Genomic DNA, 13,873 nt, shown 5'->3' on the forward strand with positions numbered 1-13,873 from the left:
AAGCCGGCGCCACCACGGACCAGCAGGCCCAGGGCAAGCCCAAGATGAAGACCGATGAGCAGGCCCAGGGCAAGGCCGGCGCCACCACGGACCAGCAGGCGCAGGGCAAGGCAAAGGTCCAGACCGATGAGCAGGCCCAGGGCAGCGCCGGCACCACCACGGACCAGCAGGCCCAGGGCAAGACCTCTACGCAGGATAAGACTTCAACCGCTTCGATCAACAATGTGACGGTCGAACAGAAAACCCAGATCACCCAGGTGATCAAAGAAACGAAGGTCGAGCCCGTAGCCAATGTCGACTTCGACGTTTCCGTGGGCGTCGAGGTGCCGCGTCACAAGGTCAGGCTGCATCGTCTGCCGGCTCGCATCGTCAAGATTGTCCCGGCTTATGAGTCATATGAGTATTTCGTACTCGCCGACGGCCGGATCGTCATCGTCGACCCGGATACGTACAAGATCGTGCTCATTCTGACCTAGCAGGATACCCCCGCAGCCCGTCTTGCCCGCGGCACGACGGGCTGCGTTATTGCCATCCGGCGATCACGGGCAAATTACCGATGAAAGGCGAACCGGCGTGGCGTTCGGCTGGAGCATTCAGGCGTTTGGGATACGGAGTGCCAACACTCAGACCGACCTTCACCGCAAAACCGACCTTCACCGCAAGACGCCAGGATAGGCTTCGCCTTTCAACAAGCTAGCGAGATGGGCAGCGTTGGAGGCAGCCATTTCGATCGCGGCGGCGACCTTTTCCGGCGTTTCAGGCAGATCGACATAATTGACATCGCCCATGGCCTCGCCGACCCAGTAGATTCCACTATTGGAGGGAATGGTGAAGCCCACATCGTTCAAGGCTTGAAAGCATGCGGCATGGCAGTGATGCGCCCCATCCTCATTGCCGACGATGGCCACCAGAGCTACCTTTCCGGCTGCCGGCATGCGCCCCCGGCCATCGGTTTCGTCCAAGAACGCGTCCATGCGCTCCAGCACGCGCTTGGCAACGCTCGAGGGCTGACCGAGCCAGATCGGCAACCCAAGCACGAAAATATCGGCTGCCAGAATCTTCTGTCTGAGTTTTGGCCAGTCGTCACCCTTGCCCATGTCTGAAAGGACACCCGGCTTGATGTCGTGATCGAGCGATCGCACGATCTCGCCCTTGACCCCATGCGGCACCAGCGCCGCCAGAAGGTCGGCGAGCAGGCGGTCGGTGGAGGATTTCTCCTTGTCGTCGGAGGCCTTGAGCGAGCAATTGAGGGCGAAGGCTGTCAGTTGCATTTGAACGTCCTTGACTGCTGCGAGAGCTACCCAATCACTCGGCATTGTTGCGGAAATATCTATGGGGATGCGGACGTCACGCGCCAGACCGTGTTTCCGACATCGTCCGCTATCAACAACGCACCCGCCTTGTCGACGGCAACTCCGACCGGCCGCCCATGCGCCTTGTTGTCGTTCTCGAGAAAACCGGTGACGACGTCTTGCGGCTTGCCTTCCGGATGACCGTCCTTGAACGCTACGAAGACGACTTTGTAGCCATTGAAGTGCTTGCGGTTCCAGCTGCCATGCTCGCCGACAAAGGCGCCGTTGCGATAGGAGTCCGGCAGGTTGGTTCCGGTGTAGAACACCAGACCCAAAGGTGCGACGTGGGAACTCAGGGCATAGTCCGGAGGGATGGCTTTCGCCACCAGGTCCGGCCGCCGCGGCATCACGCGCGGATCGACATGCTGGCCATAATAGCTGTACGGCCAGCCATAGAAGGCACCATCCTTGACCGATGTCATGTAATCGGGAACCAGATTGGGGCCGAGCTCGTCGCGTTCGTTGATGACTGCCCACAGCGCCCCGCTCCGCGGCTCCCAGCTCAGCCCGTTGGGATTGCGCAGCCCGCTCGCGAAAATGCGATGGCGCCCGGTGGCCCGGTCGACCTCCCAGATCGCGGCCCGGTCCTTCTCGGCCTGGATGCCGTTCTCGGTGATGTTGCTGTTGGAGCCGATGCCGACATAAAGCAGCGACCCGTCAGGGCTGGCGACGAGCGACTTGGTCCAGTGGTGATCGATCGGCCCCCCGGGCAACGGCGTGAGTACGGTGCCGGGCGCGGTGATCTTGGTGTCGCCAGTGGTGTAGGGGTAACGCACGATGGCGTCGGTGTTGGCGACGTAGAGATCGTTGCCGACCAGGGCCACGCCGAAGGGCGAATTGAGATGATCGAGGAATATGTCCTGGACATCGGGCATGCCATCGCCGTTCGTGTCGCGTAGCAGGGTGATCCGGTTGCTTCCTTCAGTCCCTCCGCCCGAGGTCGCCATGGACTCGATCCAGCCCATGACCAGGTCTTTCGGACGTTTGATTGCAGCACCGGGCGGCGCCACGGACTCGACCACCAGAATGTCGCCATTCGGCAAAGTGTAGAGCGAGCGCGGGTGCTTCAGTCCTTTCGCGAAGGCCTTGATTTGCAGGCCCTTGGCGACTGTCGGCGTCTCATCCTGTTTCCAGCCGACGACCGAAGCGACATGCATCGGCGGAACAAGATACTGAGTCAGTTCTGGTAGTGTCGGGTTCGCTCCGACCTGATCGCCTGGGTGCGGCTCATTATTGCTGCACGCCGGCAGTATTAGGAGCGAACCGCACAGCAGACCGAGACCTGCCGCGCGCTGGATATATCGGCTGGAAAACAACAGGGCGCTCATTCGACCACCTCCACTCGATTGCGGCCGAAACTCCATTCCAGCAGACAGAGGAGGAGCAGGACGATCACCGCAGCGACTGACAGGGTGAGCCCTGTCGGCACAACCGAGGTCCAGGCATCGCGGCTATGCACCAGCGCGTTGAAGAACGATATGACGAGCACGACGAGATTACCGAGAAGCGAGGGCCACGCAGACCTTGCCGCACCGGAAAGCCGACCGGTGAACAAATCGACAAGCGCCAGCAGAACCGCGAGCACGCCCACGACCAGGCCGGCGAAGAGTAGCCAGGCGGAAAAATCGGCCCACATCATTTCCGCGCTTTGCCAATAGGTTACGTCGGTCAGCAACGTGCCTATGAAACACGCATTGGCCACGGCCATCGGTGTTTTGTGAAGCGGACGCCGGGAGACCACCAACTTGGATTGGGCACGGGCCACGGACATTCTCCACCTTTGAAAGTTGGACCTGTCTTCCAAACCAACTTGTGGTTGGGAGGTTCCCGGAACAGTTTGCGCTCAACAACTCGTGATGGCATCGCAAGGCTATCTCAAAGCTCAGCAAGAGCGCATGCGATTCAAGAATTTTGAGACCGCAAAGTCCGCAAGGTGATCGAGTATCGATGCAGGTCAACCGGCGGAATGCTGTGCTCCCATTCCGTGCGTGATGGCCCGGTCATCAGATAGGCCGACCTTGGCTCGACGACGATGGTCCGGCGATCCCATTTGGTGCCGTTCTTTCGCCGGAGCCGGAAGCTGCAGGGCGCCAGCAGCGAGACACCCGCCACGTCTTCGAAATGAGGCTTGTCACGGTGCCAGCCGATGCCGGCGCCAGGCCGATACTCATTGATCAGCACCTGTGCGAAGGCTTCGGCCGGCCGTCGCGCAAGGGCTGCAACCTTTTCGCGCAGAGGCAACAGAAAGTCAGGTATTGCCGGCGCCTGCACGACTTCGCGCCGATCATAGTCGTAACGCAAGCCAAAACCGACGACCCGCCGGTTGGCCAAATGGCCATGGAAATCGAACGCCTGGAAAGGCAAAGCGCCCAGTTGCCTGGCGAGTTCGGTTTCTTCCCGAGGGGTGATCAATCCGGGCTGGTAGCGAAAACCTTCCGGCAGATCGTCGACAGCACCAAAGAGATCATGCTGAAGCGAGGATGAGCCGGCTGTTTTCGATTTGAACATCGACATCATGGCTAGATGGTGAGGGCCAGCCCGCCTGGCAATATCGGAACGAAACGACCAATCCCACGGATCGCCCCCGCGGAGGACCGTGGGACTCTCGTTTCAGTGCCAGGAGGCGATCGCTGATCGTGATCTCTTCGCGACGAGTCCGGAACCTGCACGGCACCGCATCGTTGAAGTCTCGTCGAAGCGGGCAAAACACCGTCGTTTTTTACCGCTTGGCATGATCGGGGTTTCCCCTGATCTAACCAATTGAACAGTGGCGCGAGCGCTCCGCCCAGCCACCGGGGACTGAAATGCTGTCCGATCCGACTGTCGTTATTTTGATGTACTTCATCCTGCCGCTCTGGCTCCTGGCCGGGTTCGCTGATTGGCTATGTCATCGCGCCTCGCATATCGAGACGACGACTGGCGCCAAGGAATCCCTTATTCATCTCCTGATGTTCGTTGAGGTCGGCATTCCGCTACTGGCAGCCATGTTCCTCGATATCAACGCCTCGATCATCGCCGGCATGCTTGTGGCGTTCCTCGTCCACGAAGCCACCGCCATGTGGGATGTGCGCTACGCCACGACAGCACGAACCGTGACGCCGGTCGAGCAGCACGTTCACAGCTTTCTGGAGATGATCCCGCTGATGGGCATCATCATCGTGATCTCCCTGCACTGGGGCCAATTCCTCGCACTCTTCGGTTTGGGATCAGAGCTGGCACGATTCAATCTTGTCTGGAAATCGCAACCTCTGCCCGTCACCTACATCGTGGCGATGCTTGTCGTCATTCTGCTGTTCGAATTCCTGCCTTACATCGAGGAATTTGTCCGGGGACTTCGCGCCAATGCCGGAAAACTCGTCCCTGAGAAGGCGCGGAAGGGAGAACCGGGACAGACCGCTCGTCGCTGACGGGCCGACGCCATTCCCGGCGAGCGGGATTCCTCATCCGCCTGTCAGCTTCTGTTTGATCGTTCCAATGACTCCAGCTTCGTCATGCGGAGACCTCATAAAGCGGTTCTCTATCCCGGCCCACTCAGACATGCGCACGATGTCCTCAAAGCCCTTGAGGTCGACGCTTGTTTCAGGGTCCAGCGGCTTGCCCTCGCGCAGATCGCCCAACGCCTGCTGCATGGACTTGATCGCCCGGAACAGCACCGTTGTGGGATAAAGGATCATGTCATACCCCATCTCATGCATCTCCGAAGGCGAGACCCACGGCGTCTTGCCGCCTCGCTCAAGGATGCTCGTGGCCAATGGCACATCTCGGAAGGCGGCACCCACGGTCTTCAGTTCCTTCAGGCTGGTCGGCCCCTCGACATAAACTCCGTCCGCACCCGCCTCCAGATAGCGGTTGCCGCGTTCGATCGCATCATCGATGCCGTTCGGCTCGCGCGCGTCGGTCCGGGCGAGCAGGAAGAAATCGGGATTGCTGCGTGCGGCGACCGCCGCCCGGACCTTTTCCTCCATGAATTCAGGTGGAACCACTTTCTTGCCGGCCATGTGCCCGCAGCGTTTGGGCGGCTTCTGGTCCTCGATGAACAGAGCCGAGGCGCCGACCGCCTCATAACTTCTCACTGTACGCGTCACGTTCTTGACGTCGCCATAACCATCGTCGCCATCGACCAGCACCGGCAGGTCCGAAGCCTCGATGATCTCGCGCGCCTTGGCACGCTTTTCGCCGAACTGCTCAAGGTCTATGTCGGGCACCGCATGCATGCCGGCAACCATAGCGAAGCCGCCGATCTGATAGGCCGAGAACCCGGCGCGCTCGATCAGCCGAGCCGTCAGTGCATCGCCCGCCGATGGCAGCACCAGCGGCGCATTGTGGTCGATAGTCGATTTCCAGGACAGGCGTCGGACCATCTTCGAACCTCCGATCGAAAACGCGATCGACCAATCGAGGTTCCAGAGCACTTCCCGGGAAAGGCATTCGGCCCGTGTCGCGACAGCCTTGAGGCTGACGCTGCCGGATCCACAATTGACGGGAACGGAGCGCTATGGCGCCGGTCATGCAAGACCGGGAACCGGCCTCGTCTTGCCGCTCATATGCGCGCCAAGTGTCAATGTTTGCGGGAAATTCCGGACAGCCGCAGCCATCAATACGGGACCGCCGGGGCCGAGCGCTATTCGGGCGATAGCCGCGGCAGCGTGGACGCGCGTCGAAAACAATCCTCGCCAGGCCGCTTGATAGCGCCTACCGGCAGCTTCGCGCCCTGCCCGGCCGCTTGGCGCGCCAGAAAGTTCCCTGGCTAGCAGCCAACCAGACTGAAGCGCCATCGAGATGCCTTCGGCGATGATCGGATGAGACTCCCCGGCAGCATTGCCGACACGGAAGATGTCCCTTTCATAGCAGGCCCGGATACCGGGACGGATCGGGCCGGCTGCGAGCCATCGCCCATCGAGACAGGCTCCATCCAGAGCATCGCTGACGCCCCGGCAAGAAGCCATGAGATGATGGAAGACCACGTCAGCGGCCGACACAGGGCTTGCGACGCCATCATGTCCGGAGCCATGTTTCCCGCGCAGTCGCGCGAGCATCTCGCGCCTTATGCAGCACGAGATCGACAACCGGCCATGATCGGCCAAGACCATGCCGCCATAGCCGCCGGGAAACGCCAGCAGAGGCATCAGATCGGGCGCGAGCGTCGAGCCGGCGAAGTGCGCCTTGAAGCCGAGCAGGTCCGATGGATGGTTGATCTTTTCGAGTTGGCTTGGCAGCGGTCCCGGTTCCCAGGAACCGTGCGCCGCGACAATCACCGGGGCCCGCAAGATCCTCGTCTCGTCGCCCGAATTCTCGCCCCTCGCCTGAATGCGCACCCTTTGCATGTCCCCATCCCGATCGATGGCGACGGCCCGGCAAGGCTGGAATATTTGGGCGCCCGCCGATCGCGCCGCCTGCAAGAGCAGCGCGTCGAGAACGTCACGGCCCAGCGCGCGGCCGAAGCCGTCTTTTGCAGGACCATATTTTGCGTCCGGCATCGGCGCCTCGACGCAGGTCTCACCGGAAAAGAAGCCTACGCGGCGGATTTCGGGGCCAGCATCAGCGCGCCAGGCATCGCCGATCTCCAGTCGATCGAGAAGCACGAGATTGCTCGCCGAAATGTATTCGCCACAGACCTTGCGGCGCGGGAACGTGCTCTTTTCCACGATCGCCACGGACCACCCATGTCGGGCCAGTGTGAGTGCGGCGGAAGTACCCGCCGGGCCGGCGCCGATGACGATCGCATCATGGGTCGATAGCTTGCTCACGGGTTCAACTCAAAACCGGCATTGTCGCTGACACCGATGAAGACATGGGAAAAAAGACCGGCGCGCCTTTCCTCGAGCGGCTTGAGACCGGCCGCGAGCCAGAGACCGGACAGTTCGCTGCCGCGAAAGCCGGCACGCACGCTCTGGGCCGCATCATGTCGTGTCACGTCATTGACGCCGATCGCCGGCAGAAGGCGAGCCGCTGCCAGCGACGGCATCGATCTCAGCGGTTCCGTTGCGAGCAGCAGCGGAGCCTTCGGCGCCAGCAGAGAAAACAGTCGCACCAGACTGGCGTCGTCGAAATGATGCAGGAACAGATTGACGGTGATCGCGTCGAACCGCTTGCCCCCAGCGCCGCCCGCCCAGTCGAACACGTCGGCGGTGATGCCTTCGAGGGTCCAACCCAGCCTGTCGAAATCGGCGTAGAGCTCAGCGGTGAGGAGACCGGCGCGATCGAGCATTGTCAGTTCCACCTCGGGCCAATGCCTGGCCATGCGCCGCGCCACCGCCAGCATGAAGGTGCCGTCACCGGCGCCTATCTCCAGAATGCGCCGTGGCGGCTTCGGCACGAATTTCCGCAGCAATGACGCCATGATCCGCGCCTGGAACATCAGCGCGTTGATGCGTCGGAGATCGCGGCGCGAGGCGAGCGCCCGCGGATCGTCGGCCGCCAATCCGTCTAGGATTTCCGGGACAAGGCGACGTTGGTGCAGTTCGCTCATGATACTGTTCTAAAGAGCATGGTTTCAGCCGTCAGGCCGGGTCCAAACGACATGCCGCAGCCGAGCAGGCCCGGCGGCGCCTTCAGCATCTCTTGCAGCGTGAACATTACAGTGGCCGACGACATGTTTCCGTATCGGCGCAACACCTCGCGCGACGGCTTGAGCGCGGCCGGCGTGAGGTTCAGCGCCCTTTCAACAGCGTCGAGGATAGAGCGGCCGCCGGGGTGAACGGCCCACAGATCGATCGCTTCGGTCGGCCGACCGCCGAGGAAGGCGTCCTGGTTGCTCAACAGCGCGTCGTGGATCGCCGCAGGAACCTGGCCAGAAAGAACCATGTCGAAGCCATGGTCGCGAATGTCCCATCTCATCAGGTCCCGTCGCTCGTCAGCGACAGCGCAGTGGAAACTGTCGAGCTCAATGCCTAGCGGTTCGGCGGTGACGAGCGCGGCCGCGCAGCCGTCGCCCCAAAGACAGAAGGACAGCAGCTTTTCCAGTTCGGTGGTTTCATTGAGATGCAAGGTGCAGAGCTCGATATTGACCAGCAAGACTTTCGATTGCGGGTCGGAGCGAACGATATGGCGGGCCAGCTTGAGGCCATTAATCGCGGCGTAGCAGCCCATGAACCCGATCATCGTGCGCTCGATCCTGTCCGACAGGCCGCAGCTCTGAACCAGGTCCAGGTCGATACCTGGCGCGGAAAACCCGGTGCAGGTGGTGACGATCAGATGGGTGATGCGCGACGCTTCGTCGCCAAGCTGCAATCCGTCGACGCCTTTTTTTGCCAGGACAGGAGCGGCTTCACAAAACATCGCCATTCTCGCGGCCGTTCCGGGGAATGCGCCGCGGACAAAGGTTCCGGCACGGTCGACATACGCTCCTTCGGGGTCGGTGGCGGGCGCAAAGCAGGAATAGCGGCTTTCGATGCCGGCAAGGCCGGCCATGCGTTCAAAGATCCTCCTGCGATTGGCCGCAAGCATCGAAGCCGCGAACCGCAGATAGAATTGATGAACTTCATGCTCCGGGACCGCTGTCGCGATCCGGTTGACATAGGCGTTGGCAGACATTTCCGGTCTCCTTGGGCGTCGTGCGCGGTGTCGCCGCTGCCGAAGGGTCTTTGCTCTACGGCACCAATGTCGGGGCGCCGGCTTTGAGCGTTGCCTGTCCCACAAACGATTCCCACAACGAGTTTCGTCCCGCCGTGCCAGATTCAAGGGGCAGCATCCAACGACAGGAAATTTTGGCGGCCGCCGTCGCGGACACCACTTTCGGCCTGATGTGCTACTGCGGCGGCTCGTTGCCGACGTCCGCCATCTCGTCCTTGAAGTTGACCGTGGTGCCTTCTTGCACCATGGAGGCGAGGTCTTCGGCATCCCAGTTGGTCAGCCTGATACAGCCGTGCGAGAACGTCGTGCCGATCTTGCCGGGTTCGGGCGTGCCATGAATGCCGTAGCTTTCGATGGAAAGGTCGATCCAGACCGATCCCACCGGATTGTTCGGACCGGCTGCGATAGTGAAGGGCCGCTTGGTCCTGATGCCCTTGAAAGCGAACTTCGGATCGTAGTGATAGGTGGGGTTGTGCACCACCCGCCTGACCTCTGCCGTGCCGCTCGGCGCCGGCTTCTCGTCGCTTCCGATCGAGGCGGGGTAGACTGCGAGCCATTTGCCCGATGCATCGAGCACGCGCACCACGCGAGCGCCCTTGTCGACCTCGACGCCGGCAATGGCCGCTGGAGGATCGCCTCGGCCAACGTCTGGCACCATCAACATCGTGCCTGCCTTCAGGAAGGTGGCGCCTGGATTGAGCATTTTCAGCAATTTTTCGCTGACATGGAAGCGCTCCGCCAGCCTCTCCATCGCGTTGCGATAGCCGAGCCGCCGCAGACTGGCCATCTTCTCCATGCGAGCCGGAATACGCTTGGTGAAAGGTCCGCGCACATCCTTGGGCGCCAGTTCGTAGGCAATCAGGGCCGGACGGGCGGAGGCTGCTATCAGCTTGTCCCAGGTCTCGCGTGTGAGCTTGCCGTCGGCCTGGAGACCGTTCGCAGTCTGATAGGCACCGACCGCCTTGGCGAAGTTCTCCGACAGGCGGCCATCTATCAGGCCCGGCGAGAAGCGGGCGCGATCCAAAAGGATCTGCGCCCTCAGAACGGTCGGATCGACACCTTTCGGCTCACCGGCGGTGAATTGGGCCTGGTTGACGGCGTTCGGGTCCAGCTTGGCTGCGTCCGTCGCACCGCATGCAAGGGCGAGCGCCGCGGCGACGACAAGAAGGAGCCTGATCATCGATGTCACTTTCCTGGCTGCAACCAAACCTGCTTCTATGACGCGGCACGGTCCAACTGGTTCCCCTCGCGGTCAGATGCACCGTCGGCGTTAGGCGCAGTATTGGCGTCGACAGGAGTTGGCGGCCTTCTCCTGCTCGGGCCGGAACTGGATCGCGTTTCCTTCAGGCTTGCATCGCCACGCGGCTATGACGCGCAACAATTTTTTCCTCGTCAGTCGCAACCACACGGATTTCCACCTTGCTGTCTGGACGACTGATGATCTCGGCGTGGGCGTCATTGGCATGTCGGTCAAGCGCCACGCCAAGCCACGTCAATTTCCCGCATATCGCCTTGCGGACGGAGGATGACCGTTCGCCGATGCCAGCCGTGAAGACGAGGCATTCGAGCCCACCCATCGTGTTCGCAAGCGCCGCCGCCTCCCTCGCCGAGCGGAAGGCGAAAAGCTCCATCGCCTCATGGGCGTGAGGGTCATCGCTCGCTTCCAGCGTCCGCATGTCGCCCGAAATACCGGATACACCGAGCAGTCCGGATCGCTCGTAGAGCATCGTCTGCAATTCGTCCGCCGCTACGCCTCTTTCCAACAGGAGATACAGCAGCACGCCGGGATCGATGGCGCCGCAGCGCGTACCCATGACAAGGCCGTCGAGGGCGGAAAACCCCATCGTGGTATCGACGCTTTTGCCCCCGCGCAGGGCGCAAAGGCTCGCCCCGTTGCCGAGATGGGCGATGATGGTGCGTTTCGCCACGAGAGATGGCGATATCTCGCCGAGCCGCCCGGCGATATATTCGTAGGAAAGGCCGTGGAAACCGTAGCGGCGCAGGCCCTCTCCTTCATATTCGCGGGGAAGCGCAAAGCGCCGCACGAGCGGCTCGATCGTCCGATGGAAGGCAGTGTCGAAACACCCGACCTGTGGCAGGTCCGGTTGCAAGGCGGCTATGGCGCGGACCGGCGCGAGGCTGCGGGGCTGGTGCAGCGGAGCGAGCGGCGTCAGCCTGTCGATGGCCTCGATGATGGCTGGGGTCAACCGGACGGGTTCGATGAACGCGCTCCCGCCATGCACGATGCGATGGCCGGCGCAGATAAGTTTTCTTCCACCAAGTTCGCCCTGCACCCAATTCAGCATCTCGCCGATGGCTGTGTCACGCGGCTTGTCGGCGGCGAGTTGCCGGTCGCACAGAGCCGTTCCGTCGGCCGCTGTCGCGCGCAGTCTAGGTACGTCGCCCAGATCCAGCGTGCCGCGCGAAACGAGTTGTAGATCTTGCGGCGAGGCAAGATCGTAAAGCGCGAACTTGATACTGGACGAGCCGGCATTCAATGCCAGGATCGATTGGCGCATCATTGGCGGACCTTTGCCGCGTTCGCGGGCCAACTCCATTTCTGGATTTCGGGCATATCTTCGCCATGCTCGCGGACATAGGCCTTGTGCTTCACCAGCCGGTCGTGGAGCTCGCCGGCAAGGCCTTCGGTCCTTTCGGCCAGTCCCGGCACGCGCTCGATGGCGGCAAGCGCGAGGTGGTAGCGATCGAGTTCGTTGAGCACCACCATGTCGAACGGCGTCGTTGTGGTACCCTCCTCGCGGAAGCCGTGCACATGCATGTTGTCATGGTTGGCGCGGCGATAGGTCAGGCGATGGATGATGTAGGGATAGCCGTGATAGGCGAAAATGACCGGCTGTGTTTTCGTGAACAACGCGTCGAAGGCCTGGTCGGCGAGACCGTGCGGATGCTCGGTGTTCGACTGCAACGTCATCAGGTCGACGACGTTGACGACGCGGATTTTCAGGTCGGGGATCGCGGAGCGCAGAATGTCCGTCGCGGCCAACGTTTCCAGCGTCGGCACGTCTCCGGCGCAGGCCATGACCACATCCGGCTCCTCGCCCTTGGCCACGGTGCCGGCCCATTCCCAGATGCCCGCGCCCGCTTTGCAATGGGCTTCGGCTTCCTCGACGGACAGCCACTGCGGCGTCGGCTGCTTACCGGCTGTGATGACGTTGATGCGGTTGTAGGTCCTCAGGCAATGGTCGGTAATCCACAGCAGGGTGTTGGCATCCGGCGGGAAGTAGAGCCTGACGGTGTCGGCCTTCTTGTTGGCGACCAGGTCGGCAAAACCCGGATCCTGATGACTGAAGCCATTGTGGTCCTGGCGCCAGACATGAGAGGTCAAGAGATAGTTGAGCGAGGCGATCGGCTTGCGCCAGGCGAGTTCGCCGGAAGTCTTCAGCCATTTGGCATGCTGGTTGACCATGGAATCGACGATATGGATGAAGGCCTCGTAGCATGAGAACAGTCCGTGACGGCCGGTGAGCAGATAACCTTCGAGCCAACCCTGGCAGAGATGCTCGCTCAGCACTTCCATGACGCGGCCGTCCCGGGAAAGATGGACGTCGTAGGGCTCGATGCCCTCCATCCAGACCCGATCGGTGGCCTCGAACACATCGTCGAGGCGATTGGACGATGTCTCATCCGGTCCCATGAGCCGGAAGTTTTGCGCTTTGGCATTGAGGCGGAATACGTCGCGAAGGTAGCTTCCACAAATCCGCGTCGCTTCGGCAACGACCCCTCCCGGCCGGGGCACTTCCAGCGCCAGGCCTTTCCAGTCCGGAAGCACAAGGTCGCGCTTCAACAGCCCGCCATTCGCATATGGGCTCGCGCCCATGCGCTTTGATCCAGTCGGAGCCAGCGCAGCGAGTTCCGGCAGAAGGTGTCCGTTTTTGTCGAACAGTTTCTCCGGCTCATAGCTTCGCATCCAGGTTTCGAGGACCTTGCGGTGTTCCTCATTTCCCCGCGCGTTCGACACCGGCACTTGATGCGCACGCCAGAAGCCTTCGACCTTCTCGCCATCGACCTCCTTCGGCCCGGTCCAGCCCTTGGGGCTGCGCAGCACGATCATCGGCCACAGCGGAAGCCCGCCACGCCATCCCGGCGACCGGGCCTGTTCCTGAACGGACCGGATGCGATCGAGCACCGTGTCGAGCGTCCCGGCCATGGATTGGTGCATGGCAAGCGGCTCGTGGCCTTCGACGAAGAACGGTTCGTAGCCATAGCCGGCGAAAAGGTTTCGCAACGCCTGGTCGTCCATGCGGCCAAGGATTGTTGGATTGGCGATCTTATAGCCGTTAAGATGCAGGATCGGCAGGACGGCACCATCCGACGCCGGGTTCAGGAACTTGTTGGAATGCCATGACGCCGCGAGCGGACCGGTCTCGGCTTCGCCGTCGCCAACGACGCAGGCAACCACCAGATCCGGGTTGTCGAAGGCCGCACCAAAGGCATGGACCAACGCATATCCGAGTTCGCCGCCCTCATGGATGGAGCCGGGCGTTTCGGGCGCGGCGTGGCTTGGCACGCCGCCGGGGAAGGAAAACTGCCGGAACAGTTTCCTCAGACCGTCTTCGCCCTGCCCGATATCAGGATAGATTTCGCTGTAGGTGCCCTCGAGCCAGGTGTTGGCGACCATCGCGGGGCCGCCATGGCCCGGGCCGCAGATGAACAGGATATCGAGTTCGCGTTCGCGGATAACGCGGTTCAGATGCAGGTAAAGAAAATTCAGGCCCGGCGTCGTGCCCCAATGGCCAAGCAGCCGCGGCTTGACGTGCTCGGCCTTCAAGGGTTCGCGCAACAGCGGATTGTCGAGCAGGTAGATCTGGCCGACCGAGATGTAGTTCGCGGCACGCCAGTAGCGGTTCATGAGATCGATCCGTTCGAGGCCGATCGCCCGCGGCGTTGCACCAGCCTTGTCATTCATTGCCCAACCTCCAGTACCGGTT

Annotated in this window: 13 protein-coding genes; 2 read left to right on the plus strand and 11 right to left on the minus strand. The window is 61.8% G+C overall.

Annotated elements, in window-relative coordinates:
• Positions 1–476: DUF1236 domain-containing protein (locus FJ978_RS32050; RefSeq protein ID WP_140576814.1), on the plus strand; the 476-nt coding region annotated here is incomplete at its 5' end.
• A gap of 177 nt (positions 477–653) precedes the next feature.
• Here FJ978_RS32050 and FJ978_RS32055 read toward each other — a convergent pair.
• The 4 genes from FJ978_RS32055 to FJ978_RS32070 form a co-directional block, all read right to left on the minus strand.
• Positions 654–1,271, minus strand: coding sequence for an NAD(P)H-dependent oxidoreductase (locus FJ978_RS32055; protein WP_140576816.1), 618 nt, complete (start codon positions 1,269–1,271; stop codon positions 654–656).
• A gap of 59 nt (positions 1,272–1,330) precedes the next feature.
• Positions 1,331–2,680 carry a sorbosone dehydrogenase family protein gene (locus tag FJ978_RS32060; RefSeq protein WP_181176903.1) on the minus strand — a complete coding sequence of 450 codons (1,350 nt, stop codon included), beginning with the start codon at positions 2,678–2,680 and terminating at the stop codon, positions 1,331–1,333.
• A complete protein-coding gene (locus FJ978_RS32065; RefSeq protein WP_013894150.1) occupies positions 2,677–3,123 on the minus strand; it encodes a DUF2231 domain-containing protein in 447 nt (148 codons plus the stop codon). The genes FJ978_RS32060 and FJ978_RS32065 overlap by 4 nt, the downstream gene beginning before the upstream one ends.
• Before the next feature lie 131 nt (positions 3,124–3,254).
• The gene (locus FJ978_RS32070; protein WP_181176905.1) at positions 3,255–3,866 is read right to left on the minus strand and encodes an alpha-ketoglutarate-dependent dioxygenase AlkB; all 612 of its coding nucleotides are present in this window, start codon (positions 3,864–3,866) and stop codon (positions 3,255–3,257) included.
• A gap of 290 nt (positions 3,867–4,156) precedes the next feature.
• Here FJ978_RS32070 and FJ978_RS32075 point away from each other — a divergent pair, with 290 nt between their 5' ends.
• Positions 4,157–4,759, plus strand: coding sequence for a diguanylate cyclase (locus tag FJ978_RS32075; RefSeq protein WP_140576819.1), 603 nt, complete (start codon positions 4,157–4,159; stop codon positions 4,757–4,759).
• Positions 4,760–4,792: 33 nt separating this feature from the next.
• On the opposite strand, the gene FJ978_RS32080 is transcribed toward FJ978_RS32075, so the two are convergent.
• From FJ978_RS32080 to FJ978_RS32110, 7 genes are all read right to left on the minus strand, one after another.
• Positions 4,793–5,713, minus strand: coding sequence for an isocitrate lyase/PEP mutase family protein (locus tag FJ978_RS32080; protein ID WP_140576820.1), 921 nt, complete (start codon positions 5,711–5,713; stop codon positions 4,793–4,795).
• A gap of 144 nt (positions 5,714–5,857) precedes the next feature.
• On the minus strand, positions 5,858–7,099 hold the full coding sequence (locus tag FJ978_RS32085; RefSeq protein ID WP_140576822.1) for an NAD(P)/FAD-dependent oxidoreductase: 1,242 nt from the start codon (positions 7,097–7,099) through the stop codon (positions 5,858–5,860).
• Positions 7,096–7,821 (minus strand): methyltransferase domain-containing protein, encoded by a 726-nt coding sequence (locus FJ978_RS32090; protein WP_140576823.1) that lies wholly within the window; start codon positions 7,819–7,821, stop codon positions 7,096–7,098. The genes FJ978_RS32085 and FJ978_RS32090 overlap by 4 nt, the downstream gene beginning before the upstream one ends.
• Positions 7,818–8,885, minus strand: a complete 1,068-nt coding sequence (locus FJ978_RS32095; RefSeq protein ID WP_140576845.1) for a type III polyketide synthase — start codon at positions 8,883–8,885, stop codon at positions 7,818–7,820. Before FJ978_RS32095 ends, FJ978_RS32090 begins: the two co-directional genes overlap by 4 nt.
• Positions 8,886–9,099: 214 nt before the next feature.
• Positions 9,100–10,104: a L,D-transpeptidase gene (locus FJ978_RS32100; RefSeq protein ID WP_140576825.1), complete on the minus strand. Its 1,005-nt coding sequence runs from the start codon at positions 10,102–10,104 to the stop codon at positions 9,100–9,102.
• A gap of 163 nt (positions 10,105–10,267) precedes the next feature.
• The gene (locus FJ978_RS32105) at positions 10,268–11,446 is read right to left on the minus strand and encodes an acetate/propionate family kinase (protein WP_140576826.1); all 1,179 of its coding nucleotides are present in this window, start codon (positions 11,444–11,446) and stop codon (positions 10,268–10,270) included.
• Complete coding sequence (locus FJ978_RS32110; RefSeq protein WP_140576828.1) at positions 11,443–13,851, minus strand: phosphoketolase family protein; 2,409 nt, start codon at positions 13,849–13,851, stop codon at positions 11,443–11,445. The genes FJ978_RS32105 and FJ978_RS32110 overlap by 4 nt, the downstream gene beginning before the upstream one ends.
• Positions 13,852–13,873 lie beyond the last annotated feature (22 nt).

It is taken from the genome of Mesorhizobium sp. B1-1-7 (assembly GCF_006442705.1).
In the GTDB taxonomy this organism is placed as follows: Bacteria; Pseudomonadota; Alphaproteobacteria; order Rhizobiales; family Rhizobiaceae; genus Mesorhizobium; species Mesorhizobium opportunistum.

Excerpts from the sequence above, each read along its gene's own strand:
- FJ978_RS32055 (WP_140576816.1), bottom strand. The coding sequence starts at position 1,271 with ATGCAACTGACAGCCTTCGCCCTCAATTGCTCGCTCAAGGCCTCCGAC.
- FJ978_RS32060 (WP_181176903.1), bottom strand. The coding sequence starts at position 2,680 with ATGAGCGCCCTGTTGTTTTCCAGCCGATATATCCAGCGCGCGGCAGGT.
- FJ978_RS32065 (WP_013894150.1), bottom strand. The coding sequence starts at position 3,123 with ATGTCCGTGGCCCGTGCCCAATCCAAGTTGGTGGTCTCCCGGCGTCCG.
- FJ978_RS32070 (WP_181176905.1), bottom strand. The coding sequence starts at position 3,866 with ATGTCGATGTTCAAATCGAAAACAGCCGGCTCATCCTCGCTTCAGCAT.
- FJ978_RS32075 (WP_140576819.1), top strand. The coding sequence starts at position 4,157 with ATGCTGTCCGATCCGACTGTCGTTATTTTGATGTACTTCATCCTGCCG.
- FJ978_RS32080 (WP_140576820.1), bottom strand. The coding sequence starts at position 5,713 with ATGGTCCGACGCCTGTCCTGGAAATCGACTATCGACCACAATGCGCCG.
- FJ978_RS32090 (WP_140576823.1), bottom strand. The coding sequence starts at position 7,821 with ATGAGCGAACTGCACCAACGTCGCCTTGTCCCGGAAATCCTAGACGGA.
- FJ978_RS32095 (WP_140576845.1), bottom strand. The coding sequence starts at position 8,885 with ATGTCTGCCAACGCCTATGTCAACCGGATCGCGACAGCGGTCCCGGAG.
- FJ978_RS32100 (WP_140576825.1), bottom strand. The coding sequence starts at position 10,104 with ATGATCAGGCTCCTTCTTGTCGTCGCCGCGGCGCTCGCCCTTGCATGC.
- FJ978_RS32105 (WP_140576826.1), bottom strand. The coding sequence starts at position 11,446 with ATGATGCGCCAATCGATCCTGGCATTGAATGCCGGCTCGTCCAGTATC.
- FJ978_RS32110 (WP_140576828.1), bottom strand. The coding sequence starts at position 13,851 with ATGAATGACAAGGCTGGTGCAACGCCGCGGGCGATCGGCCTCGAACGG.